Genomic DNA, 23,166 nt, shown 5'->3' with positions numbered 1-23,166 from the left:
TTATGACTCCCGGCTCGGGACGGCCCCTGCCGCCGGAGCCAGGGACTGCCCCTTGACGTACCAGACGATGAGGGCCAGCACCAGCAGCGGCAGCACGGGGTCGAACCAGGTGCCGCCGGAGCCGAACAGCAGGTTCAGCAGGGCGACGCCGGTGCCGCCAATGGCCCAGGCGATGGTGGTCGGGATGGACCAGACGATCATCTGCTGCTTGACGTCGGAGATGCCCATCATGCGGTTGACCACCCAGAACAGGCTGTCGTTGAAGTAGCCGAAGAAGAGCGACCCCATGGTGGCGGCCTGGGCGGCCAGCAGCATGTTGACCCCGGGGATCTGCGCCAGGATGGGGGCGGAGATGGAGGCCGCCGTCACCATGGCCACGGTGCCGGACCCCTGGATGAGGCGCACCAGGGTCGCCACGATGAAGGGGATCAGGATGGGGGAGATGGGCAATTGGGCGATCTGCTCGGCCAGTTGCTGGCCTGCGCCACTGTCGCGCAGCACGGCCCCCAGCGCTCCACCGGCACCGGTCACCAGCAGGATGATGCCGGCCGACTGCAGCCCCTCTTCCAGGCGGGCGGCGGTGGCGTGCCTGTCCATGTGCGGCACCAGAGTGTAGACCGCCAGCAGCACGCTGATGGCCAGCGCGATGATGGGGGTGCCGATGAAGTTGATGCCCTGCACCAGGGGGTTCGCCATCAGGCCGTCCATGCCCTCCAGGGTGGCCAGAGTGGTGAAGATGGCCTTGACGAAGATGAGCACGATGGGCACCAGGATCGGCAGCAGCGACAGGGTCAGGCTCGGCAGGGTCTTGCCCTCCTTCTCCTTGAGGTACTGCTCATAGGTGGCTTGCAGCTCGTCCGGGGTCTGGGCGGCCTGGGCACCGAACTCGGGGTACTTCTTGTCGAGCCACTGGGCGTAGAAGACGATGCCGAGCACGCAGGGGATGGCCAGGGCCATGCCGGTCAGCAGCATGGCGCCGATGTCCACGCCAAACAGGCCGGCAACCCCCAGCGGGCCCGGGGTCGGCGGCACGGTATGGTGGGTTACCACCAGGCCGCCCGCGAGCGCCACCCCCAGGGTGAGCAGGGAGCGCTTGCCACTTTTTGCCAGCGCCTTGGCCACCGGATAGAGGATGACGAAGGCGGAATCCACGAAGATGGGGATGCTGACGATGTAGCCCGTGATGGCCAGTGCCCACTCCTCGCGGCGCTTGCCGAGCCACTTGATGAAGCTGTAGGCGATCTGTTCGGCGGCGCCGGAGACCTCAAGCAGGCGACCCATCATGACCCCGAGGCCGATGACGATGCCGATGCTGCCGAGGGTGGAGCCAAAGCCCTGGGTGATCACGGTGAGGGTCTTGTCGATGCTCATGCCGCCGGTGATCCCGGCGATGCAGGCCGCCGCCAGCATGGCGATCAGGGCGTGCACCCGGGTGCGGATGACCAGGAACACCAGCACGAAGACCGCGATGATGAGACCGATGATGGGGGTTGGGATGTCGCTCATGATGCCTCCTGCATGTCATGGGTGATGAAACTGTCGATGATGTCGGCAAACGTCCTGTCTGCCGCGAAACCGAGGGCGCTGGCCCGCTGGTTGTCGATGCGTCCCGGCCAGCTCGCCACGATGCGCTCGATGGCCGGATCGGCGGCAAACTGCACCCGATCCCGGGCCGCCTGGCCACCGACCCGTGCGAGGGCCTCCAGCATTTCGCCGACGGTCACGCTGATGCCGGGCAGGTTGATGCTGCGGGCGTCACCGGTGGCGGGAAGTCTGGCCGCCAGCAGGAAGTTCGCGACCACGGTGGCGGGGCTGGAGAGCCAGAGGCGCAGATCTGGGCTCACCGGGCAGATGGCGCTCTCCCCTTGCAGCGGCTCGCGGATGATGCTGCTGACAAAGGAGGAGGCGGCGCGGTTCGGCTTGCCCGGCCGCACGCAGATGGTGGGCAGGCGCAATACCAGACCGTCGACGAAGCCCTTGCGGCTGTAGTCGTTGACCAGCAGTTCCCCCATGGCCTTCTGGGCGCCGTAGGAGGAGGTGGGGGTCAGGGCGGTACCGTCATTCACCAGCTCCGGCAGCGGGCCGCCATAGACGGCGAGCGAGCTGGTGAAGACGAAGCGGATGCCCGGCCGGGCATGGCGGCACGCCTCCAGCAGGGTGCGGGTGGTGTCCAGGTTGACCTGCCAGCCCAGATCGAAGTCCTGCTCCGCGTGGCTGCTGACGATGGCCGCCAGGTGGTAGACCACGGTGGTCCGCTCGCTGATGAGGGACTCGGCGACACCGGGTTCGGTGAGGTCGGCCCGCAGACAGCGAACCCTGGGGTCCGGCAGGGGGGGTTGCGGCTGCTGGATGTCCACCAGCAGCAGCTCGGTGAAGGGGTGGGGGCCTTGCAGCAGGGCCCGGGCCAGTTTCTGGCCCAGGAAGCCACCGCCGCCGGTGATGATGATCTGCATCTTGTTATCCTCAGACTCGTTCATGTTCAGGGTCGTTATTGTTGTGTCAGCCAGCCCAGCCCTTCCCGGGTGCCGGCTCTGGGGTTGTACTCGCAGCCTATCCAGTCGTGGTAGCCCGCCTGCGCCAGCGCCTTGAACAGGTGGGGGTAGGCGATCTCCCCCTCGTCCGGCTCGTGGCGATCCGGCACCGAGGCGATCTGGACGTGGCCGATGGCCGGGCCCAGCTTGCCGATGAGACGGGTGAGATCCCCGTCCATGATCTGGGCGTGATAGAGGTCGAGCTGCACCCCCACGTTGGGTCTGTCTATCTCCTGCACCAAGGCCAGGGCGTCGAGCTGGTGGGCCAGGAAGTAACCGGGCACATCCCGATCGTTGAGCGGCTCGAGCAGTACCTTGATGCCGTCTTCGGCCAGGAAGTCGGCGGCGAAGCGGATGTTGTCGATCAGGGTCTGGCGGTGAGCCGAGAGGCTATGAGCAGGGTCCACGATGCCGCTCATGGCGTGTACCTTGGTGCAGCCGAGCGCCAGGGCGTAGTCACGCACGGTTGGCAGGTGGCCGCGAAACTCCGCTTCCCGCCCCGGAAGGGCGGCCATGCCGCGCTCCCCTGCCGCCCAGTTGCCCGGCGGCATGTTGAACAGGGCCTGGGAGAGCCCCTGCTCGCGCAAGCGGCGGCCCAGCTCTGCGGCCGGCCACTCGTAGGGGAAGAGGAACTCCACCGCCTCGAAGCCTGCGTCGCGGGCGGCGGCGAAGCGCTCCAGGAACGGCACCTCGGTAAACAGCATGGTGAGATTGGCTGCAAACTTGCTCATGGTTTCATCCTCCTCAATTCATCAATTTCGGGTTCGCTCAGGTAGCGGATGGACTGGCCATGAAGCATCAGTGCCAGGCGCGCCGTCTCCTCCAGCTCTTCCATGTTGTTGACCGCATCCACCAGATCCTTGCCCGTCACCACGGGGCCGTGGTTGGCAAGCAGGAAGGCGTTGCCTTCGGGAGCGCGGCGCCCCAGCTCCTCGGCGATGCGGGCATCCCCCGGTTTGTAGTAGGGGATGAGCGGCAACTGGCCGACCCGCATCACGTAGTAGGGGGTGAAGGGGCGGATGACGTTGGCCGGATCCAGCCCCTCCAGACAGGAGAGGGCGGTCAGGTGGGTGCAGTGCAGGTGCACCACGGCCCGGCAGTCCGGATTGTTGTGGTAGATGGCGAGGTGGAAGGCCACCTCCTTGGAGGGGCGATCACCTCCCAGGTGTTCCCCCTGCAGGTTGACGTGAGAGAGCCTGTCGGCGCTGAGCCGTCCCAGGCAGGAGCCGGTCGGGGTGGCGATCAGGGTGCCGTCCGGCAGCAGGGCGGAGAGGTTGCCGGCGCCCCCGGTGGCATATCCGCGCTGGAAGAGGGAGGCCCCCAGCATCACCATGGTGTCGCGCAGTGCCTGTTCAGTCATGGAAGTACTCCTGAGCCTTGTCGAAGAAGTCGTCGCTCCCGAAATTGCCGGACTTGAGGGCCAGCGACAGGGGGGCGTCGATGGCCCGCACCCAGGGCACACCGGGGGCGATCTGCGGGCCTATGTGGAACGCCTTGACGCCGAGGGCCTGGGTGACCCGGCTCGAGGTCTCGCCACCGGCGATGATGAAGCGGTCCACCCCGGCGCCTTGCAGCAGTTGGGCGAGGCGGGCAAAGCAGTGTTCCACCGCGTCGCTGGCCGCCTGCTGGCCGTGGGTTTCCTGAATGCGGGCCAGCTCTGCCGGGCTGGTGGTGGCGTAGACCAGCGGCGCCGGGGTCCGGGGCTGGTCCAGTACCCAGCGCGCCAGCTCGGCCGGGTAGTCGGCCTCTTCGAGGCAGCGCACCACATCCAGCGCCAGGGCAGGAGCGTGCTGGCGATAGCGGGCCACCTGACGGTTGGTCATCTCGGAGCAGGAGCCCGACAGCACCGCGGCGCGGGTGCCTCTGGGCCAGCCCGCTTCGCGGGCACCCTGCAGATCGCCGCTGCCAAGCTGACGGGCCAGGCCGATGGCGAGGCCGGATCCGCCGGTCACCAGGGGCATGTCGAGGGCGGCGGTGGCGATGTCCAGCAGGTGCTGCTCGGTCAGGGTGTCGACCACGGCGTAGCGCACACCCGCTTGCGTTAGCTGCTCAAAGGCGTCGGCAATGGCGCCGGGACCCTGTGCGATGGTATTGAACGGCACCAGACCGGCACGGCCCTGGGCCTGCCCCTCCATCAGCCGCAGCAGGTTGCTGTCGGTCATGGGGGTGATGGGGTGATGGCGCATGCCGGACTCGGCGAGCGGCTGGGCGCCGACGAAGAGGTTGCCCTGATAGACGGTGCGACCGTTTACCGGCAGGGCCGGGCAGATCAGGGTGAACTTGCTCTCCAGCGCGGCCAGCAGGGCGTCGGTGACGGGGCCGATATTACCCGCCGCCGTGCTGTCGAAGGTGGAGCAGTACTTCTGGTAGATGCGTGGGCAGCCGCGGGCCTTGAGCCAGTCGAGGGCCGCCAGGGAGTCGCGCACTGCCTCATCGGCCGGGCAGGAGCGGCTCTTGAGGCTGATCACCACGGCGTCGACCCCGGTCAGATCCGCCTCTGCCGGGATGCCGGCAAACTGGATGGTGGAGAGGCCGTTCTCCACCAGGAAACCGGCGATGTCGGTGGCGCCGGTGAAGTCGTCTGCGATGACTCCGAGTTTCATGCTTGCTCCTCCTGACCCGGCAGGGTGATGCCTGAGAAGATCTTGATGACGGCGCTGTCATCTTCCTGGCCGTGGCCCGCGTTGCTGGCACCGAGGAACATGTTCAGCGCCGTGCTCGCGAGCGGCAGCGGGAAGCGCAGCGCCTTGGCGGTGTCCGCCACCAGGGTGAGATCCTTGACGAAGATGTCCACTGCGGAGCGGGCCTGGTAGTCACCGGCCAGCACCCGAGGCATGCGGTTTTCAAACATCCAGGAGTTGCCGGCGGCATGGGTCACCACGTCATACATGAGATCCAGGGACACCCCTGCCCGGCTGGCCAGCGCCATGGCCTCGGCGGCCACCGCGATGTGCACCCCGGCCAGCAGCTGGTGGATGATCTTGACTGTGCTGCCCTGGCCCGGCTCGCTGCCGACCCGGTAGACCTTGCCGGCCACCGCATCCAGCACCGGGGCCAGCTTGTCGAAGGCGGCGTCGGCGCCTGCGGCCATCACCGTCATTTCACCGGCATCGGCCTTGATGGCACCACCGGAAACCGGCGCATCCAGCATCGGCAACCCCATCAGCGCCAGCTCGGCAGCCAGGGCGCTCGCCTCTTCGGCGGCGATGGTGGAAGAGACCATGATGGCGGTGCCCGGTTTGAGGTGGCGAGCCAGCCCCGCTTCGCCGAGCAGGATGCGGCGCACCTGGGTGGCGTTGACCACCAGCAACAGCACGGCATCCAGGGTCTCCGCCAGGGGCCTGGCATCGGCCATGACGGCGGCTGCACCGGCCTGCTGCAACTGGCCGCGGGCCTGTTCGCTGAGGTCGATGCCATAGGTGGTGAGCCCGGCCCGCAGGCAGGAACGGGCGGCGCCCATGCCCATGGCGCCCAGGCCGATGACCGCAACATGATAGGGAGTGCTCATCTCGTGATTCCTCGATTACGACTGATGAGCAGATAGTAGAGGCTTGCGGCGATGAAATATCAGGCGGTCGTCACAAAAAATAACTTATTTGGTGTTAACTTTTGTTATTTATGCGGATTGAGATTCTTTTGGGTCAATTTTTAGCGTGTTTATTGTGAATAAATGTGATTTGTGAGCCCGTTTCAGGTTATTTATCATTTTTTCCCAGGTCGCTGGGGTAGAATGGCACCTTCCTTTTCCCGAGGCGCGAGGCAAGATGATTCCCGTAGAGCGACAGCAACGTATCCTGCAACTGCTGGCAGAGCGCGGTGTGGTCAGCATAGTGGAGCTGACCGACTGGCTGCAGGTCTCCCACATGACCATCAGGCGCGACATCCAGAAGCTGGAGGAGCAGGGGCGGGTACTCTCCGTATCCGGCGGGGTCAGCCTCTCCCAGCGGATCAAGAGCGAGCCCTCACACGCCGCCAAGCGCAGCCTGATGCAGGGGGCCAAGCTGGCCATTGCGCGGCTCGCCGCCGCCCAGGTGAGCGAAGGGAGCACCGTCTATCTGGATGCCGGTACCACCTCCCTGGAGCTGGCCCGGGAGCTGGCGCTTCGGGAAGACTTGATGATAGTGACCAACGACTTCATGGTTTGCGCCTACCTCATTGAGCACGGCCGCTGCCGCCTCTATCACACCGGGGGTCAGGTCATTCGCGAGAACCAGTCCTGTGCCGGGGAGGCCACCGCCCACTTCCTGCGCAACCTCCATCTGGACATCGCCTTCCTGTCAGCCTCCTCCTGGGACAGTCAGGGGATCTCCACCCCGAGCGAACAGAAGGTGCCGGTGAAGCGGGCCGTTGTGGAGTCGGCGGCGACCCGCATCCTCATCTGCGATTCGTCCAAATATGGCAAGGTGGGGACCTTCAACGTGGTGAGCTGGGATGCGATCGATCAGGTGATCACCGACGAGCAGTTGCCCCAGAGCGCCCGCGAGGCATTGGCACAGCACGGGGTCAGGGTGACCATGGCGCCGCTGGCCAGTCTGGTGGCCAGCGCCGAACAGGGGTAAGAGGAGGGGCGACAGGCGGCGAACCACAGCGCCACCCGGCCGGGATCAGCGACCCTCTGCGGCCGGTGCGTCCGTCAGCTTGGCGGAGCCCTGGATCACCTCCCCCGCCTTCTCGATGTCCCGCCCCATCCCGTGGATGGTGTTGCAGCCCAGCAACCAGAGGCTGGTGCAGAGCACCAGCAGCATGCGATTCGTCTTCATCCTTGCTCCTTTCATGCTATGGGGTCAGTTTGAGCAGGCGCCCCTGGCCTGAATCCGTCAACAGGTAGAGGGCGCCGTCGGGGCCCTCCTTGACGGTACGGATCCGCTCCCCCAGATCAGTCAGCAGCCGCTCCGCCGACACTATCTTGTCTCCGTCGAGGTGCAGGCGCAACAAGGCCTGACCACGCAGGGCGCCGACGAACAGATCCCCCTGCCACTCCCTGAACAAGTCCCCCTGATAAAAGGTCATGCCCGAGGGGGCGATGGAGGGCACCCAGATCCAGCGCGGTGCCGTCATGCCCGGCGCGCTCTGGCCCACGCCAATCTTGCCGCCCCCGTACTCCTCGCCAAAGGTCACTCTGGGCCAGCCGTAGTTGTGGCCTGGCAGGATGAGGTTGACCTCGTCCCCGCCCTGGGGGCCGTGCTCGTGGGCCCAGAATTGCTGGCTGCCCGGGCGCAGGGCCGCCCCCTGCATGTTGCGATGGCCCAGGCTCCAGATCTCCGGCAGGGCCCCCGGCGTCTTGACGAAGGGGTTGTCGGCGGGGACCCGGCCATCCTTGTGCAGACGCACCGTCTTGCCGAGGTGGTTGTCCAGCGTCTGGGCCCGCTCCCGCTCGCTGTAGCGATCCCCCAGGGTGATGAAGAGGTGGTCCTCCGTCAGCACCAGGCGGGAGCCGAAATGGGCGCCGCCGGCCACCTTGGGCTCTTGGCGAAACAGCAGTTGCCAGTCGACGAGGGCCTCTTTTTGCAGTCGGGCCCGGGCCACGGCGGTGCCGGCGCCTCCGTCCCCCGGCTCGCTGTAGCTGAGATAGAGCCAGCCATCGCTGTCCAGGGCGAGATCGAGCAGACCCCCCTGACCCGTGGCGGCGAGGGGCGGCAGGCCGGAGACCACATGGCGGTTGCCGCCCGCATCGATGCGCAGCAGGCGCCCAGGGCGCTCGCTGACGAGGTAGCCGCCATCCGGCAGGAAGGCGAGCCCCCAGGGGTGGCGTAGCTCCCCCGCCACCGGGGTCAGGGTCAGTGCCCGCACCGGGAACACCATGCAGACAAGCAGCAGGGCAAACAGTCGCAACATGGGGGCCTCCTCGCTCGGCCAGACCTGAATGTCGCTGAAGTATAGGGGAGGCAAACGGGAAAACGTGAACAACAACAAGCTATTGGGTGATGCCGGCGGCGCCTGCTGTCCCTTGGGGTTGGAAGGGAAAGGGGGTGAGCCAGGGCTCACCCCGTCTGGCTAGAAGAGGGCTGGCACGATGCGAAGCGGGTGATCCGATGGTTTGACTTTGCCTATCTTGCGCTTGGGCAGCTTCACCGGCTCCGCCGGCAGCGCCTCGTAGGGGATGTGCGCCAGCAGGTGGGAGATGATGTTGAGGGCACCCGTTTCTTGTCCTCGGAGTGGGCCACGAACCAGGGGGCCCAGGCGGTGTCGGTGGCGATGAACATGGCATCCCGCGCCCGGGTGTAGTCATCCCAGCGATCGAAGGACTTGATGTCCATGGGGGAGAGCTTCCAGATCTTGCGGCCATCGTCGATGCGATCACGCAGCCGCCGCTCCTGCTCTTGTGGGGTCACCTCCAGCCAGTACTTCAGCAGAATGATGCCAGAGTCCACCAGGGCTTTTTCCACCATGGGGGTGCCAGCCAGGAATTTGTCGCTCGCCTCCTCGCTGCAAAAGCCCATGATGCGCTCCACCCCGGCCCGGTTGTACCAGCTGCGATCGAAGATGACAATCTCCCCCGCCGCCGGCAGATGGGGGATGTAGCGCTGGAAGTAGAGCTGGCTCTTCTCCCTCTCCGTGGGGGCGGGCAGTGCGACGACCCGAAAGACCCGGGGGCTGACCCGCTCGGTGATCGCCTTGATGGTGCCCCCCTTGCCGGCCCCGTCGCGCCCCTCGAAGACGATGCAGACCTTGAGCCCCTTGTGCACCACCCACTGCTGCAGCCTGACCAGCTCCACGTGCAAGAGGCGCAGCGCCTTTTCGTATGCCTTGTTGCCAAGGGGCTTTTGCGCCTCGACCACGACCGGTTCTTCCGTTCTGGATTTTCGTTTGCTGCCCATGATGTCCTTCTCTGTGTCTCGGCGAATGGAGGGCCGTCCTCCCGGACGGCGCCCTTCAAGGGTAGATGACGGTGTGCCGCCACCGGGGGTGGCAACTACCGGGGAATGTTAGACATCAGGTCCAGGGGAGGATGCTGGTCCAAAGGTATGGCAAGAGGGGGGGGGGGGATTACTGCCATAAGGATCTGTTTTTATGTGGTTTTTGGCATATGTTCCAGGTTGGATTGAGTCGTGGCGGGCCGGTCAGCACCATCTATCTTCGACTGCAACTTGTCTGCTAGTATCGACTCCGTCGCCTTTTGTCGCAGGCCGTCATTCCTAACAAATATGTCATTTAAATACAAGTGGATAGGGAGATCTACATGGCTTCAAAAACAGGCGTTAAACAGTCATTGCAACTTGTAGAGCGCCTTGCTGACGGCTCACTGCGGCAAATACCTCTCACCGATGCTGTCATCATTCCGGCTCAATCTGGCGCCAAGTACGCGTTAATCGACACCTCGACCGGCAAATCCCCAGATGGCTTGTTCGTCAAACGCAAGGGCGGCTCGCTGATCATCGAATCCAGTGACGATGGCGTTCTGGTGGAACTCACCGATTTTTATGATGAACCGGATACTGCGTTTATTCCCCAGGCGGAGCTGGATGGCTCGGCCTTGAACGGTGCCGCGGTGACGAGTGAGAGCCCGGTAATAGAGACGGCTGCCAATGGTGAGCAACTCATCTGGCAGGGGAGTTCTGATAGTGATTTCTTCACCCCCATCACGGTCGGGCTGGGGGCACTTGGTCTTGGCGGGATCGCGCTGGCTGCTGGCAGTGGTGGAGGCAGCGATAGTGATGGTGGTACCGATGCCGGTGTCGTCAACAGAGTTGCGGGGACCATAGTGGGCGGCCCGGTTGTCGCTGGCAATGATCTGCGGGTCGAGGTTTACCAGGCTGACGGTGTCACTCTGCTGGGAGAGGCGCAGGTCAATCCGGATGGCACCTTCTCAATCGCGGTTGGCAGCTATCTTGGCGTGGTCATCGCCCGGGTCGTTAACACCGGCTCCAGCGCCGACTATCTCGATGAAGCGACCCAGGCAGGCAAAGACCTGAATGCAGAGCTGTTTGCGATGGAAGTGGTGTCGCAGCCTAATTCTACCGTTACCGTCAATCTCAACGTCCTGAGCACCCTGGCTTATCACAAGGTGCAAGATGCGGCTGCCGGTAGTTTGCCCGCCGAATCCATGGTCAACGACATCAACAATGCCGTGGCCGACCTGTTTGGTCTGCCGAGTTTGCATGGCACCACGGTAGTGCCGACCAATGGCGGCGCCTTTGATAGCGCCAACGGCCTGAGCGCAGGCGAAATATATGGAGCCGTACTGGCAGCACTATCGGGTGCCGATAGTCAGAACGGTGGCAATAGCCAGAAAACCATCGAGGATCTGCTTGCCGGATTGCAGGTCAGCAACGGCAAGGCGACGTTGACAGAAAGTGCGCAGGGGATTGTCGTCCAGGGCGGGGAATATACGTCAGCGCAAACGGGGCAGAATTTGACGGATGCCGTTGCCGGGGTGGTTGATACTTTCGCACCCAAATTCAGCTCAAGCGCGACGGCTGCTGCCATTTTGGAAAATAGCGGTGCTTTGCAGAGCGTGTATACCGCGGTCGCAAGCGATGCGGGCGATGTCACTTACAGCCTCAAGGTGGTGGGTGATCACGCAGCCTTCAGCATCAACCCCGTGACGGGGGTTGTGACCCTGATTGGCAATCCTGATTACGAAGTCAAGGGGAGCTACAGCTTCACCGTGGTGGCGACCGATGCGGCGGGCAACGCCAGCGAGCAGGTGGTTACCTTGGGGGTCAATAACCTGGATGACACAGCCCCGACCATTACCTCCGCTGCTACCGCAACAGCTATCAACGAGAACAGCGGTGCCGGGCAGGTGGTTTACACCGTGACCAGCACCGACAGCGGCGACATCGCGACCGGTAGCACCAGCTACAGCCTGAAGGCGGGAGCGGACGTGGCGCTGTTCAGCATTAATGCCGCCACGGGCGCGGTGACCCTGATTGGCAATCCGGACTACGAGACCAAGGGAAGCTACAGCTTCACCGTGGTGGCCACCGATGCGGCGGGCAATGCCAGCGAGCAGGTAGTCACCTTGGGCATCAACAACCTGGACGAAGTGGCGCCGACCATCACCTCGGGGGCGACGGCCAGTGCCATCAATGAAAACAGCGGTGCCGGGCAGGTGGTTTACACCGTCACCAGCACCGACAGCGGCGACATCGCGACCGGCAGCACCAGCTACAGCCTGAAGGCAGGAGCGGATGCGGCGCTGTTCAGCATCAATGCCGCCACGGGCGCGGTGACCCTGACGGGCAACCCGGACTACGAGACCAAGGGAAGCTACAGCTTCACCGTGGTGGCGACCGATGCGGCGGGCAATGCCAGCGAGCAGGTGGTCACTTTAGGCATCAACGATCTGGACGACACGGCCCCGACCATCACCTCGGGCGGCATCGCCAGCGCCATCGACGAGAACAGCGGAGCGGGGCAGGTGGTCTACACCGTCACCAGCACCGACAGCGCCGACGTGTCGAGCGGCAGCACCAGCTACAGCCTGAAGGCGGGGGGGGACGCCGCGCTGTTCAGCATCGACGCGGCCACGGGGGCGGTTACCCTGATTGGCAACCCGGATCATGAAACCAAGGGGAGCTACGGCTTCACCGTGGTGGCCACCGACGCCGCCGGCAACGCTAGCGAGCAGGTGGTCACCTTAGGCATCAATAACCTGGACGAAGTGGCGCCGACCATCACCTCGGGCGGCATCGCCAGCGCCATCAACGAGAACAGCGGGGCGGGGCAGGTGGTCTATACCGTCACCAGCACCGACAGCGGCGACGTGGCGAGCGGCAGCACCAGCTACAGCCTGAAGGTGGGGGCGGACGCCGCGCTGTTCAGCATCGACGCGGCCACGGGGGCGGTGACCCTGATTGGCAACCCGGATCACGAGAGCAAGGCGAGCTACAGCTTCACCGTGGTGGCCACCGACGCCGCCGGCAACGCCAGCGAACAGGTGATCACCCTAGGGGTCAATAACCTGGACGAAGTGGCGCCGACCATCACCTCGGGCGGCATCGCCAGCGCCATCGCCGAGAACAGTGGGGCCGGGCAGGTGATCTATACCGTCACCAGCACCGACAGCGGCGACGTGGCGAGCGGCAGCACCAGCTACAGCCTGAAGGCGGGGGCAGATGCGGCGCTGTTCAGCATCAATGGGGCCACGGGGGCGGTGACGCTCACGGGCAACCCGGATCACGAGAGCAAGGCGAGCTACAGCTTCACCGTGGTGGCCACCGACGCCGCCGGTAACGCCAGCGAGCAGGTGGTCACCCTAGGCATCAACGATCTGGACGACACGGCCCCGACCATCACCTCGGGCGGCATCGCCAGCGCCCTCGACGAGAACAGCGGGGCCGGGCAGGTGGTCTATACCGTCACCAGCACCGACAGCGCCGACGTGGTGAGCGGCAGCACCAGCTACAGCCTGAAGGCGGGGGCGGACGCCGCGCTGTTCAGCATCAATGGGGCCACGGGGGCGGTGACGCTCACGGGCAACCCGGATCATGAAACCAAGGCGAGCTACAGCTTCACCGTGGTGGCCACCGATGCCGCTGGCAATGCCAGCGAGCAGGTGGTCACCCTAGCCATCAACGATCTGGACGACACGGCCCCGACCATCACTTCGGGCGGCATCGCCAGCGCCATCGACGAGAACAGCGGGGCCGGGCAGGTGGTCTACACCGTCACCAGCACCGACAGCGCCGATGTGGCGAGCGGCAGCACCAGTTACAGCCTGAAGGCGGGGGCGGACGCCGCGCTGTTCAACATCGATGCTACCACGGGGGCGGTGACGCTCACGGGCAACCCGGATCACGAGAGCAAGGCGAGCTACAGCTTCACCGTGGTGGCCACGGATGCGGCGGGCAATGCCAGCGAGCAGGTGGTCACCTTAGGCATCAACGATCTGGACGACATGGCCCCGACCATCACCTCGGGCGGCATTGCCAACGCCATCGACGAGAACAGCGGGGCGGGGCAGGTGATCTATACCGTCACCAGCACCGACAGCGGCGATGTGGCGAGCGGCAGCACCAGCTACAGCCTGAAGGCGGGGGCGGATGCCGCGCTGTTCAGTATCAATGGGGCCACGGGGGCGGTGACGCTGATTGGCAACCCGGATCATGAAACCAAAGCGAGCTACAGCTTCACCGTGGTGGCCACCGACGCCGCCGGCAATGCCAGCGAGCAGGTGGTCACCTTAGGCATCAACGACCTGGACGACATGGCCCCGACCATCACCTCGGGCAGTATCGCCAGCGCCATCAACGAGAACAGCGGGGCGGGGCAGGTGGTCTACACCGTCACCAGCACCGACAGCGGCGACGTGGCGAGCGGCAGCACCAGCTACAGCCTGAAGGCGGGAGCGGACGCGGCGCTGTTCAGTATCAATGGGGCCACGGGGGCGGTGACGCTCACGGGCAACCCGGATTATGAAACCAAGGCCAGCTATAGCTTCACCGTGGTGGCGACCGACGCCGCCGGCAACGCCAGCGAGCAAACAGTCACACTGGCTATCAACGACTTGGTGGATGAAACCGCTCCGACAATCAGCAGCATCGCCATCAGCGGGGCAAGCGGTGTACAAAGCAGCACCCTGAATGCCGGTGACGTGGTCAGCGTCACCGTGTCCATGGATGAAGCCACTGTGGTCGATACCACGGGCGGCACACCCCGTGTGGCACTGAATGTCGGGGGCAGCACCGTCTACGCCAATTACGTCTCGGGCAGTGGCACGGCCGCACTGCTCTTCCAATACACCATTCTGGCTGGCCAGAGCGATGCCAACGGCATCAGCCTGGATGCCAATGCGCTGCAAACAAACGGCGGCACGCTGCGCGATGCGGCGGGCAATGCGGCCGTTCTGACTCATGGTGCGGTAGCCGATAACGCCAACTACCTGGTGGATACCACGGCCCCAACTGTCAGCAGTGTGGGCATCACGGGGGCCAGCGGTGCGCAGAGCAACACCCTGAATGCCGGTGACGTTGTGAGCATCACAGTGACCATGGCTGAAGCTACTGTGATCGATACCGCAGGCGGCACGCCCCGTGTGGCGCTGAATATCGGGGGCAACACCGTCTACGCCAATTACGTCTCGGGCAGTGGCACGACCTCATTGCTGTTCCAATACACCATTCTGGCGGGTCAGACCGATGCCAACGGCATCTCGATCGTTGCCAATGGCCTGGAGGCCAACGGTGGCACCCTGAGCGATGCCGCGGGTAATGATGCGAACCTGAGCCATTCCCTGGTGACCGACAACGCCAGCTACCTGGTGTATACCACGGCCCCTGTGGTGAGCGGGGTCAGCAGCACGGCGGTGGGTAGCTACGGTGTGGGGGCGGTGATCAGCATCCAGGTCAGTTTCAGCGAGACCGTCACCGTCACCGGCACGCCGCAACTGACCCTGGAAACCGGCGCCACGGATCGGACCATCAATTACGTCAGTGGTTCAGGCTCCAACACCCTGACCTTCAACTACACGGTTCAGGCGGGGGACACCAGCGCCGATCTGGATTACCTGAGCTCGGCGGCGCTGGGCCTCAATGGCGGCACCATCCGCGACGCCGCCGGCAACAACGCCACCCTGACCTTGCCCAGCCCGGGCGCGGCGGGTTCGCTCGGGGCGAACGAAGCCATCGTGATCGACACCTCGGTCAACACCAACATAGTGGTGTTTGACCTGGTGCAGGGGGTCAGTTCGGACCACAGCAGCCGTACCTTCGATGCAGGCAAGGCTTACACCATCTACATCAAAGTCAGCAGCAACCTGGATGCGTTGAGTATCGCCGGCTCGGGTCCAGGTACCTGGGGAATGTGGTCTGGCGCCAATACTCTGGGTCCTGACGACAAGATCGTTCTGGTCGGTACCGGTACTTCTGTCGTGGGTGTATCTGGACGCGGCGTGAGTGCCAACCTCTATAGCGGTACCAACAACCTTGCTTGGTTTAGTTCGATGCCGGTTGTCCAGCTTCAGCGAGATGGCGACTTGATGCGGTATGGGCAGAATACCGTGGATCTTTGGAACGGTAGTTGGGCCGCTGCAACCTCCCAAAATCCGAACATTGAACAGCTAGGTAATATGAGCCGATTGGGGGAGGTATACCTTCATCAAATGCCAGCGAACATCATGACGTCGCAAGGTCTGGTGTAACCCGCAGAGCAATGAATTTTCTTGCTCTGTTACTCCGCTAGGTCAGGTTGCGGCAATGCGAGTCACGGCACGAAGCTAACCCGGCCCTTCTCTTCTTCATCCTGATCGCCCCTCATTGGGGGGCGATCTAGCCTCAGGATCCCGCTGTTCCCATGAGTTCACTCTCCTTACTGCGCACGCTGGCCCTGCAACAACAATTTGTGCTGTTGCAGGAGGCCTGCGGCGCCCCACAAAGCCCCGCCGAACAGGTATTGCTGGCGTTGGCCTGTGCCCAGCTTGGCGAGCAGGATGCCGCACGCCACGCGCTGGCAGGGCTGGATCTTGCCGCTCTTGACGTCGACGGGCGTGTCGATATGGCTGCCGTCCAACTGCTGCTGGGGGAGCTCGACATGGCGCAGACTTTGCTCGAGGCGGCCCTGCTTGAGGCACCCGAGCACGGGCTCTTGCTGGCGCGGCTGGCGACCTGCCAGCTTCGACGCCAACAGACGGCGGCGGCGCGGCAACTGTATGAGCGAAGCCTTTTCCTTGCGCCCAATATCTTGATCTATCAACAACTGCTGCGCCTCTATTTGCAGGACGGGGCCATCGCATTGGGCGAGCAACTGCTGACCCGGGCCGAGGCCTTTTGGGAGGGGGAGCGGGAGCACTGGCCCGAGCCACAGGCGGCCTGGCATGGCCAGCAACTGCGAGGTCTGCGTCTGGAACTGTGGCTGGCGGCAGAGCAATATGCCGCCGCCGATGCCTGGCTGGACGAGCAGCAAATCGCACTGGATGAAGGGGATTATTGCGGTCTGGTCAGGGGGTACGCCCAGCGGCTGACCGAGCGAGGTCGCCATGCCCAGGCCGAAGATGCCCTGTGCCGTGGCGGAAGACATTATCCCGAGCATCTAGGTTTGCACCAGCATCGCGCCGAGCTGGCTGAGCTGCAAGGGCGCTCGCCCCAGGCCATCGCCTTGCTGCGCCGGGCTATCCATCTGGCGGACCAGCAGCAACAGCCCGTGCTGGCATTGCGCCTCAAGCTGGTTGCCGTCGCGACCCAGGGGCAGACGGCGCTGGCCAGAGAGATGGCCACTCAGGCACTCGAAGAGGCGCAGGCGCTGCCGCCGTCAGAGAGTCTCGACGGGGCGCCCCGATCCCACTGGCTGGCCGAAGCGCAGGTGGCGCTGGCCGGGGTCGAGGCGCAGGAGCAGCAGTATGCCGAAGCCGAGGCGCGCTACGGCCAAGTGTTGCAAGCGCATCCGCAACTGGTGCCCGCCTTGCAGGGACTGGGTCAGTTGTACATGCAACTGGGCCGTCTTGACGAGGCGGTGGCGCTGTTTGAACGGGTCAAGGTGCTCGACCCGGTGCGCGGTCATAGTGCGCTTATCAATGCGCGGCGCTTCCCGGAGGATGACGCCACCCTGCACCATCTGGAGATGCTAGCCCGCCGACCCGGCCCCGAGGGGCTGGTGAAACCCGGTCTGCTGCTGCAGTTGGCGGCCGCCTGGGAAAAGCGCGAGGATTACGCCAAGGCCTTTGCCCTGGCAGACGAGGCGAACGTCGCCAGCCGCACCCTGCTGCAATATGATCCTGCGGCGCACCGGCAAGCTTGTGCGCGCATCCGTCATGCCTTCAGCCGCTCGCTGTATGAGCATCGCCGTGGGATTGGCAATGAGTCGACCCTGCCGGTGTTCGTGCTGGGCATGCCGCGCTCCGGCACCACGCTGATCGAGCAGATATTGGCTGGCCACAGCCAGGTCCACGGTGCGGGCGAGCTGGGGCTCATCCCCGGCGTGATTGCGGGCCTTGAGCGGTGGGAACGCCGGGTCGGTTCGGGTCGGCATTATCCCGACTGCGTGGACGATCTCGACGCCAAGGTGATAGCGGGCATCACGGGCAATCTTCTCAAGGAGCTGCAGGAGTACGCGCCAGGGGCGCGGCATGTGGTGGACAAGCTGCCCCACAACTTCGAGAACATCGGTCTCATCAAACTGCTGTTCCCCCATGCGCGGATCATCTCGGTGCGACGCGACCCCCGCGATATCGCCATCTCCAACTACTTTACCGATTACGTGGCCAAGCACGGCGGCATGGGCTTTGCCTATGACCTGACCTGGATTGGCGAGCAGCTCGCCGACCATAACCTGCTGATGCACCACTGGAACCAGCTCTTCCCCGGGGAGATCCTGGAGGTGCGTTACGAGGATGTGCTGGCGGATCCCGAGCGCGAGGCGCGGCGCATGCTGGATTACGTCGGGGTGGCCTGGGAGCCTCAGGTCCTCAATTTCAGCGAGTTGCAACGGCCGGTGAAAACCGCCAGCGTCTGGCAGGTTCGTCAGCCGCTGTACAAGAGCTCCGTGGCCAAGTGGGCGCGTTACGAGGCCCATCTTGCCCCGCTGCTGCGCGGCACCAATGGCCGCATCCAATGGCAACCGATCGACGACATGGTGGCGCTGCCCGTGCCCGGCTTGCTGGAATCCGGCGTGGCGCACTACCGCGAAGAGAAGCTGGACGAGGCCGAGCACTGCTTCAAGCAGTTGCTGCACCACCTGCCCGAGCACGCCGCTGCCACCTTCATGGTGGGGCTTGTCTATGTGCGCAAGGGCCATGTGACCGAGGGCATTGCCCTGATGCGCAAGGCCCATGAGCTGTGCCCCTGGCATGGCCAATGGCGCGATGATCTGGCGCGGGCATACACGCTATCGGGCGAGCCGGAAAAGGCGGCGCAGCTGATGGGCAAGGCGCCGCCTGTGGCACAGACAGCCCTGCCCCACAACGAACAGGAAATCGACGGAGAATGGTCATGGTAACTAGCTTGCTGGGGCGGCAGGGTCTGCTGCTCCTGAGCCTGGCCGCGTTGGCCTTGCCCGCGCATGCACGGCAGGCCGATGGCTTGCAGGTGGCGTTGCAGGCGGCCCTGAGCCAGCACCCGGCCGTGAGTGGCAAAGCGGCGCAGATCGAGGCGCGGGAATATTCGGCCGATGCTGCCCGCAGTCAGCGCTACCCCAGCGTGACCGCCCAGGTGCAGCAGTATTCCGAATCGAGCCGGGATACCGCGACCGGAGAGGACCTCTCCACGCCGGTGACCCTGCGTGCCCGCCAACCCCTGTGGGCATTCGGGCGCATCGACAACAGCATTGCGTTTGCCGATGCCGACACTGAGGTCGAGCGTGTCGACCTGTTGCGGGTGCGGCGCCAGTTGCTGGAGCAGACCGCCGTGGCCTACGCCCATGTCCTTGGCAGCCGTCAGCGCCTGGAGGTGGTTCAAGCCAGTCTGGCTGCCCATCAGTCGCTGTTCGAGCAGATCAGCCGCCGGGAGCAGGGTCAGCTGGCATCGACGGCGGATGTTCGCCTGGCGGCCACTCGCCTCGCGCAAGCCAGGGCGAGGGTGGAGCGATACGAAGGGGAGCTGGCCATTGCGAGAAGCGATCTGCTGGCCCTGACCCAGACGCCCGTGCCTGCCCGACAACCGGTGACACCGGATCTGCTGCTGGTCAGCGAGGGCGAGGCATTGCACCAGGCCGCCCTGCAGGGCAGCGCCGAAGTGCGTTACAAGAAGCAGGAGATCGAGCGGGCCAGGGCGAGTGTGGAGCAGGTCAGAACGGCCTCCATGCCCACGCTCTACCTGCAAGCAGAGCAGGATTACGATCAGCCATCCTACCGGGATGATACCCGGGTCAGTTTGGTGCTGGAGGGCACGCTGGAGGGGATGGGCTTTGCGACCCGTGGCAGGACAGACGCGGCGGTGGCGCAGCAGAGCGCGGCCGAAGATGACCTGGCCTACGCCGTCAGCGAGCTGGAGCGCAGCGTGCGTCGCCTGCAACGCAGCCGTGAGCTGCAGGCCGGGCTGGTGCGGGTACAGACTGAGTCACTGGCGGAGTTGGGGGCCGTGCTGGGATCCTATCAACGCCAGTATGTGGCAGGGACCAAGAGCTGGCTCGATGTGCTGAATATCCAGCGCGAATTCAGTGAACAGCAGTTGCAACTGGTCCAGGCAAAGAGTGACTGGGAGATTTACTCCTTGCAATTGGCTGCCCTGACAGGGGGGCTGGATCCCCTGGTGACCTTGAACGGTGAGGAGTTACAACCCCATGGATAGGCAAACCGCCGAGCAGGCGCCGCACGGCATGTCATCTGCGTTGGTGACACACTTGTTGGCAACGTTACAGATCCCGTTCGACCACGATGCACTGGCACAGGCGTGGGAGCAGGCGGCGCCAGCCACTGCCACCCTCGGGCCCGCACAGTGGTTGAGGCAGGTACTGATCCAGGCCGGATTGAAGAACCTTGCATCCGTGCAACTCGCCTGGCGTCGTCTTGATCAGCGCCGCTTGCCGGCACTGGTCTGTGCCCAGGGGGAGTGGGCGCTGGCGGAGCGGGATGCCACGGGCCGCCTGACCCTGCTCGATGGGGCAGGGATGCGCCGTGAGGCCGATGAGAGCGAGCTGCAGGATGCCCTGGTGGTCTGGCTGCGGGCTCCGGTGAGCAGACGTGCCGATGCCGACAGTGTCTTCTCCGGCAACCTGGCGTCTCGCCTGGTGTGGCGAGAACTCTTTCGAGAGCGGGGCTGGCTGTGGAAAGTCATCGTGGCCACCGTGCTGGTGAACCTGCTGGCCGTCGGCACGTCCATTTTCGCCATGCAGGTCTATGACCGTGTGGTGCCGACCCTGGCCTATTCGACCCTGACCACCCTGGTAACCGGCATGGGATTGATCATCCTGCTGGACTGGATGCTGAAGATCACCCGGGCCAGGATCCTGGACAGCCTCTCTTGTGCCGTCGACAAGCGGGTTTCGCAGCAGGTCTTCGAGCATGTGCTGCATCTGCGTCTGGATCAGCAGCCGCGCAGCCTGGGAACTCTGGCGGCCCAGGTTGGCGGGCTGGATGCCGTGCGTCAGTTCTTCTGTGCCGGCGTGGTGTTTGCACTGGTGGATCTGCCCTTTGCCGCCCTGTTTCTGGCATTTATCGCCATCATCGGCGGCGCGGTGGGCTGGGTGTACACCCTGCTGCTGCCAGTGGCATTGCTGCTGGGATATGTCAGCCAGTGGCGCCTTCGCGCCTTGCTGTCACAGCAGATGCTGCGCAGCAACGAGCGCCAGGGGTTGCTGGTCGACACGATCCGGGGCGCAGAGACGATTCGCGCCAACAATGCCGGCTGGCGTTTTGCACAGGAGTGGCAAGACGTGACGGCGACCATCGATGGCTACAACATCCAGCAGAAGGCGGTCAGCAGTTTCTCCAGCGTCAGCACCAGCAGCCTGTCAACCCTGGCCTATGTGGCCGCGGTGGTTGTCGGGGTATGGCAGATCGAGGCTGGCCTCCTGACGATGGGGGGGATGATCGCGTGCAGCATCCTGGGGGGGCGGGTGATCGCCCCCATCGCCCAGAGCGTCCAGTATCTTGCGCAGTGGCAGCAAGTCAGACAGGCGTTGCAGATGGTGCACCAGGTCTTGTCCCTGTCGCGGGATCGGCGCCCGGAGCAGCAACTGCTGCTGCCGGACGAACTCCCCAGGGAGGTGGCCCTGGAGCGCGTGCGTTTCGCTTATCCCGAATCGCCCATCTGCCAGCTCGACATCGAGCGCCTGCAGTTCAAATCCGGTGAGCGGGTATTGCTGGTCGGGCCGATCGGGTGTGGCAAGTCGACGCTGCTCAAGATGCTGGCCGGTCTGTATTGCCCCAGCGAAGGCCGCATCCGTCTGGGAGACGCCGATCTGTGGGAGATCGATCCCCAACTGGTGGCAAGCCAGGTGGGGTATCTGCCGCAAGCCGTACAGCTGTTCAAGGGCACCCTGCGCAGCAATCTGGCCCTGACCGGCGTGACCAGCGACTCTCGCCTGCTGCAGATCACCCGCGAGCTCGGTATCGACGGCATTGCGGCATCCAGCCCTCAGGGGATGGATCTCGTGATCAGCGAGGGAGGAGAGGGGCTCTCTGGCGGCCAGAGGCAGCTGGTTGCGCTTGCTCGCGTCCTGATCAACCAGCCCAGGGTATGGCTGCTGGACGAACCGACGGCGGCCCTTGACGGCGAATCCGAACAGCGTGTCTGGACGGCCTTGCAAAGGGCGATACAGCCCGAGGATATCGTGATCGTGGCGACCCACAGGCCCATGGCGGCCGCCCGGCTGGCGACGAGGGTCATCGCCATGCAACAGGGGCGGGTGGTCAAAGATGGCACGCCGGATCGGGTGCTGACACAGATGCTCGCCCGACCGGCGGCATCTTTGCACCCTGGCAAAGGAGGAATGCTTGATGTGGTCTGATCGTTTCCTGCAAGACGATGATGCGCGTACCCAGGCTCGGATCCGCAAGTTGCAGAACTCTCACCGGAGCCGTCAGGGCTGGTTGTGGATGACGGCGCTCCTGATGGCGATCTTTGTTGCCTGGGCCTCATGGTTTCGGGTGGACGAAGTCGCCCGTGCCACGGGCGAGGTCATTGCCAGCAGCCGGGTGCAGATCATCCAGTCGGTGGATGGCGGCGTGCTGGAGCAGTTGCTGGTCAAGGAGGGGGACAGGGTGGCCCCCGGTCAGTTGCTCGCCCGTCTGGAGCAGACCAGAGTGGGGGCGTCGGTCGGAGAAGTGGAGGCCCGCCTGTTTGCGCTGGAGGCGAGGGCCACCCGGCTGCGGGCGGAAGTCATCGGTGAACCGCGACTCACCTTCTCACCTGACCTGCTGGCACGCTCTCCCGAGACGGCCCGTGTCGAGGAGGCGCTGTTCAAGCAGCGCCAGACCGGCCTCAGGGAAGAGCTGAGAACCATGCGAGTGGCTGTGTCACTGGCCCAGAAGGAGCTGCGTCTGGTGGAGCAGCTCTATGCTGATGGCGATGCCAGCGGCTCCGAGCTGCTGCGGGTGCAGCGTGGGCTCAACGAGGCCGAGGCCCGGCTGGTGAACCGGCGCAACCAGTTCCTTGAGGAGGCCAGACTGGAGCTGGCCAAGGCGGAGGATGACATGGCGCAGGGCGCGCAGACCCTGACCCTGCGCAAGCAGGAGCAGCAGGACAGCATGTTTACCGCCATGGTGCCTGGCATCGTCAAGAACATCCGGGTCACCACGGTGGGCGGTGTGCTCAGGGCCGGGGAGGAGCTGATGCAGATCATCCCGGTCGACGACGACCTGATGATTGAGGCCAAGGTGAGCACCGCAGACATTGCCCGTGTGGTGCCGGGTCTGGAAGCGACGATCCGCTTCGACACCTTTGACTACACCATCTTTGGCGGCGTGAAGGGGGAGGTGGCTTATGTCAGTGCTGACAGCCTCAAGGAAGAGACCAGTCGCGGCATGGACATCTATTATCGCGTGCGGATCAAGCCTGCCAGCTACCCCGTGACCTCCACGACGGGCAGGGAGATCGACGTGTTGCCGGGGATGACGGCCCAGGTGGATATCCGCACCGGTGATCGTACCGTGATGGACTACCTGCTCAAGCCCCTGCGCAAGACCCTGAGCGAGTCATTCGGAGAGCGCTAGATGGACTTGATGGGGACCTGACCTCGTCCCCGAGCTGATGCCTGCCTGATCTGGCGGGCATGGCGCACTGGCCGTGGCGACGGTTGTCGCCCCCCAGGTCCGCCATGT

General features: G+C 64.6%; 15 protein-coding genes. 6 read left to right on the top strand and 9 right to left on the bottom strand.

Annotation, left to right across the window (positions count from 1 at the left end):
• From PG887_RS03045 to ltnD, 6 genes are read right to left on the bottom strand one after another with little or no spacing between them, the layout of a single operon-like run.
• Positions 1–1,506, bottom strand: a complete 1,506-nt coding sequence (locus tag PG887_RS03045) for a GntP family permease (RefSeq protein WP_010673294.1) — start codon at positions 1,504–1,506, stop codon at positions 1–3.
• Positions 1,503–2,477, bottom strand: a complete 975-nt coding sequence (gene denD, locus PG887_RS03040) for a D-erythronate dehydrogenase (RefSeq protein ID WP_270821147.1) — start codon at positions 2,475–2,477, stop codon at positions 1,503–1,505. The genes PG887_RS03045 and denD overlap by 4 nt, the downstream gene beginning before the upstream one ends.
• Positions 2,478–2,488: 11 nt before the next feature.
• Positions 2,489–3,262, bottom strand: a complete 774-nt coding sequence (gene otnI / locus PG887_RS03035; protein WP_270821146.1) for a 2-oxo-tetronate isomerase — start codon at positions 3,260–3,262, stop codon at positions 2,489–2,491.
• Entirely contained in the window at positions 3,259–3,891 is a 633-nt protein-coding gene (gene otnC, locus PG887_RS03030; protein WP_043758491.1) for a 3-oxo-tetronate 4-phosphate decarboxylase, read from the bottom strand. Before otnC ends, otnI begins: the two co-directional genes overlap by 4 nt.
• A complete protein-coding gene (gene otnK, locus PG887_RS03025) occupies positions 3,884–5,134 on the bottom strand; it encodes a 3-oxo-tetronate kinase (protein WP_210601708.1) in 1,251 nt (416 codons plus the stop codon). The genes otnC and otnK overlap by 8 nt, the downstream gene beginning before the upstream one ends.
• The gene (ltnD, locus tag PG887_RS03020) at positions 5,131–6,039 is read right to left on the bottom strand and encodes an L-threonate dehydrogenase (RefSeq protein ID WP_128313712.1); all 909 of its coding nucleotides are present in this window, start codon (positions 6,037–6,039) and stop codon (positions 5,131–5,133) included. The genes otnK and ltnD overlap by 4 nt, the downstream gene beginning before the upstream one ends.
• A 256-nt stretch (positions 6,040–6,295) precedes the next feature.
• Between ltnD and PG887_RS03015 the strand changes: the two genes are divergently transcribed.
• On the top strand, positions 6,296–7,090 hold the full coding sequence (locus PG887_RS03015; RefSeq protein ID WP_010673300.1) for a DeoR/GlpR family DNA-binding transcription regulator: 795 nt from the start codon (positions 6,296–6,298) through the stop codon (positions 7,088–7,090).
• Between the two features lie 45 nt (positions 7,091–7,135).
• On the opposite strand, the gene PG887_RS03010 is transcribed toward PG887_RS03015, so the two are convergent.
• From PG887_RS03010 to ppk2, 3 genes are all read right to left on the bottom strand, one after another.
• The gene (locus PG887_RS03010) at positions 7,136–7,291 is read right to left on the bottom strand and encodes an entericidin A/B family lipoprotein (RefSeq protein WP_010673301.1); all 156 of its coding nucleotides are present in this window, start codon (positions 7,289–7,291) and stop codon (positions 7,136–7,138) included.
• 16 nt (positions 7,292–7,307) lie between these two features.
• Complete coding sequence (locus tag PG887_RS03005; RefSeq protein WP_442866330.1) at positions 7,308–8,366, bottom strand: PQQ-dependent sugar dehydrogenase; 1,059 nt, start codon at positions 8,364–8,366, stop codon at positions 7,308–7,310.
• 233 nt (positions 8,367–8,599) lie between these two features.
• A complete protein-coding gene (gene ppk2 / locus PG887_RS03000) occupies positions 8,600–9,349 on the bottom strand; it encodes a polyphosphate kinase 2 (RefSeq protein ID WP_442866329.1) in 750 nt (249 codons plus the stop codon).
• Between the two features lie 362 nt (positions 9,350–9,711).
• On the opposite strand from ppk2, the gene PG887_RS02995 reads away from it, so the two are divergent.
• From PG887_RS02995 to PG887_RS02975, 5 genes are all read left to right on the top strand, one after another.
• Positions 9,712–15,615, top strand: coding sequence for a beta strand repeat-containing protein (locus PG887_RS02995; protein ID WP_270821145.1), 5,904 nt, complete (start codon positions 9,712–9,714; stop codon positions 15,613–15,615).
• A gap of 152 nt (positions 15,616–15,767) precedes the next feature.
• The gene (locus PG887_RS02990) at positions 15,768–18,404 is read left to right on the top strand and encodes a sulfotransferase (RefSeq protein WP_270821144.1); all 2,637 of its coding nucleotides are present in this window, start codon (positions 15,768–15,770) and stop codon (positions 18,402–18,404) included.
• Positions 18,398–19,693 (top strand): TolC family protein, encoded by a 1,296-nt coding sequence (locus tag PG887_RS02985; RefSeq protein WP_201932798.1) that lies wholly within the window; start codon positions 18,398–18,400, stop codon positions 19,691–19,693. The genes PG887_RS02990 and PG887_RS02985 overlap by 7 nt, the downstream gene beginning before the upstream one ends.
• Before the next feature lie 52 nt (positions 19,694–19,745).
• Positions 19,746–21,854, top strand: coding sequence for an ATP-binding cassette domain-containing protein (locus tag PG887_RS02980; RefSeq protein ID WP_270821143.1), 2,109 nt, complete (start codon positions 19,746–19,748; stop codon positions 21,852–21,854).
• Entirely contained in the window at positions 21,844–23,058 is a 1,215-nt protein-coding gene (locus PG887_RS02975) for an HlyD family efflux transporter periplasmic adaptor subunit (protein ID WP_104454641.1), read from the top strand. The genes PG887_RS02980 and PG887_RS02975 overlap by 11 nt, the downstream gene beginning before the upstream one ends.
• The last annotated feature ends 108 nt before the right edge of the window (positions 23,059–23,166 follow it).

The organism is Aeromonas sp. QDB14 (assembly GCF_027707845.1).
Taxonomy (GTDB): Bacteria; Pseudomonadota; Gammaproteobacteria; order Enterobacterales; family Aeromonadaceae; genus Aeromonas; species Aeromonas caviae.
Note: the sequence above shows the minus strand (reverse complement) of the source record. Positions and strands in the feature narration are given on the sequence as shown.

Excerpts from the sequence above, each read along its gene's own strand:
- PG887_RS03045 (WP_010673294.1), bottom strand. The coding sequence starts at position 1,506 with ATGAGCGACATCCCAACCCCCATCATCGGTCTCATCATCGCGGTCTTC.
- denD (WP_270821147.1), bottom strand. The coding sequence starts at position 2,477 with ATGAACGAGTCTGAGGATAACAAGATGCAGATCATCATCACCGGCGGC.
- otnI (WP_270821146.1), bottom strand. The coding sequence starts at position 3,262 with ATGAGCAAGTTTGCAGCCAATCTCACCATGCTGTTTACCGAGGTGCCG.
- otnC (WP_043758491.1), bottom strand. The coding sequence starts at position 3,891 with ATGACTGAACAGGCACTGCGCGACACCATGGTGATGCTGGGGGCCTCC.
- otnK (WP_210601708.1), bottom strand. The coding sequence starts at position 5,134 with ATGAAACTCGGAGTCATCGCAGACGACTTCACCGGCGCCACCGACATC.
- ltnD (WP_128313712.1), bottom strand. The coding sequence starts at position 6,039 with ATGAGCACTCCCTATCATGTTGCGGTCATCGGCCTGGGCGCCATGGGC.
- PG887_RS03015 (WP_010673300.1), top strand. The coding sequence starts at position 6,296 with ATGATTCCCGTAGAGCGACAGCAACGTATCCTGCAACTGCTGGCAGAG.
- PG887_RS03010 (WP_010673301.1), bottom strand. The coding sequence starts at position 7,291 with ATGAAGACGAATCGCATGCTGCTGGTGCTCTGCACCAGCCTCTGGTTG.
- PG887_RS03005 (WP_442866330.1), bottom strand. The coding sequence starts at position 8,366 with ATGTTGCGACTGTTTGCCCTGCTGCTTGTCTGCATGGTGTTCCCGGTG.
- ppk2 (WP_442866329.1), bottom strand. The coding sequence starts at position 9,349 with ATGGGCAGCAAACGAAAATCCAGAACGGAAGAACCGGTCGTGGTCGAG.
- PG887_RS02995 (WP_270821145.1), top strand. The coding sequence starts at position 9,712 with ATGGCTTCAAAAACAGGCGTTAAACAGTCATTGCAACTTGTAGAGCGC.
- PG887_RS02990 (WP_270821144.1), top strand. The coding sequence starts at position 15,768 with ATGAGTTCACTCTCCTTACTGCGCACGCTGGCCCTGCAACAACAATTT.
- PG887_RS02985 (WP_201932798.1), top strand. The coding sequence starts at position 18,398 with ATGGTAACTAGCTTGCTGGGGCGGCAGGGTCTGCTGCTCCTGAGCCTG.
- PG887_RS02975 (WP_104454641.1), top strand. The coding sequence starts at position 21,844 with ATGTGGTCTGATCGTTTCCTGCAAGACGATGATGCGCGTACCCAGGCT.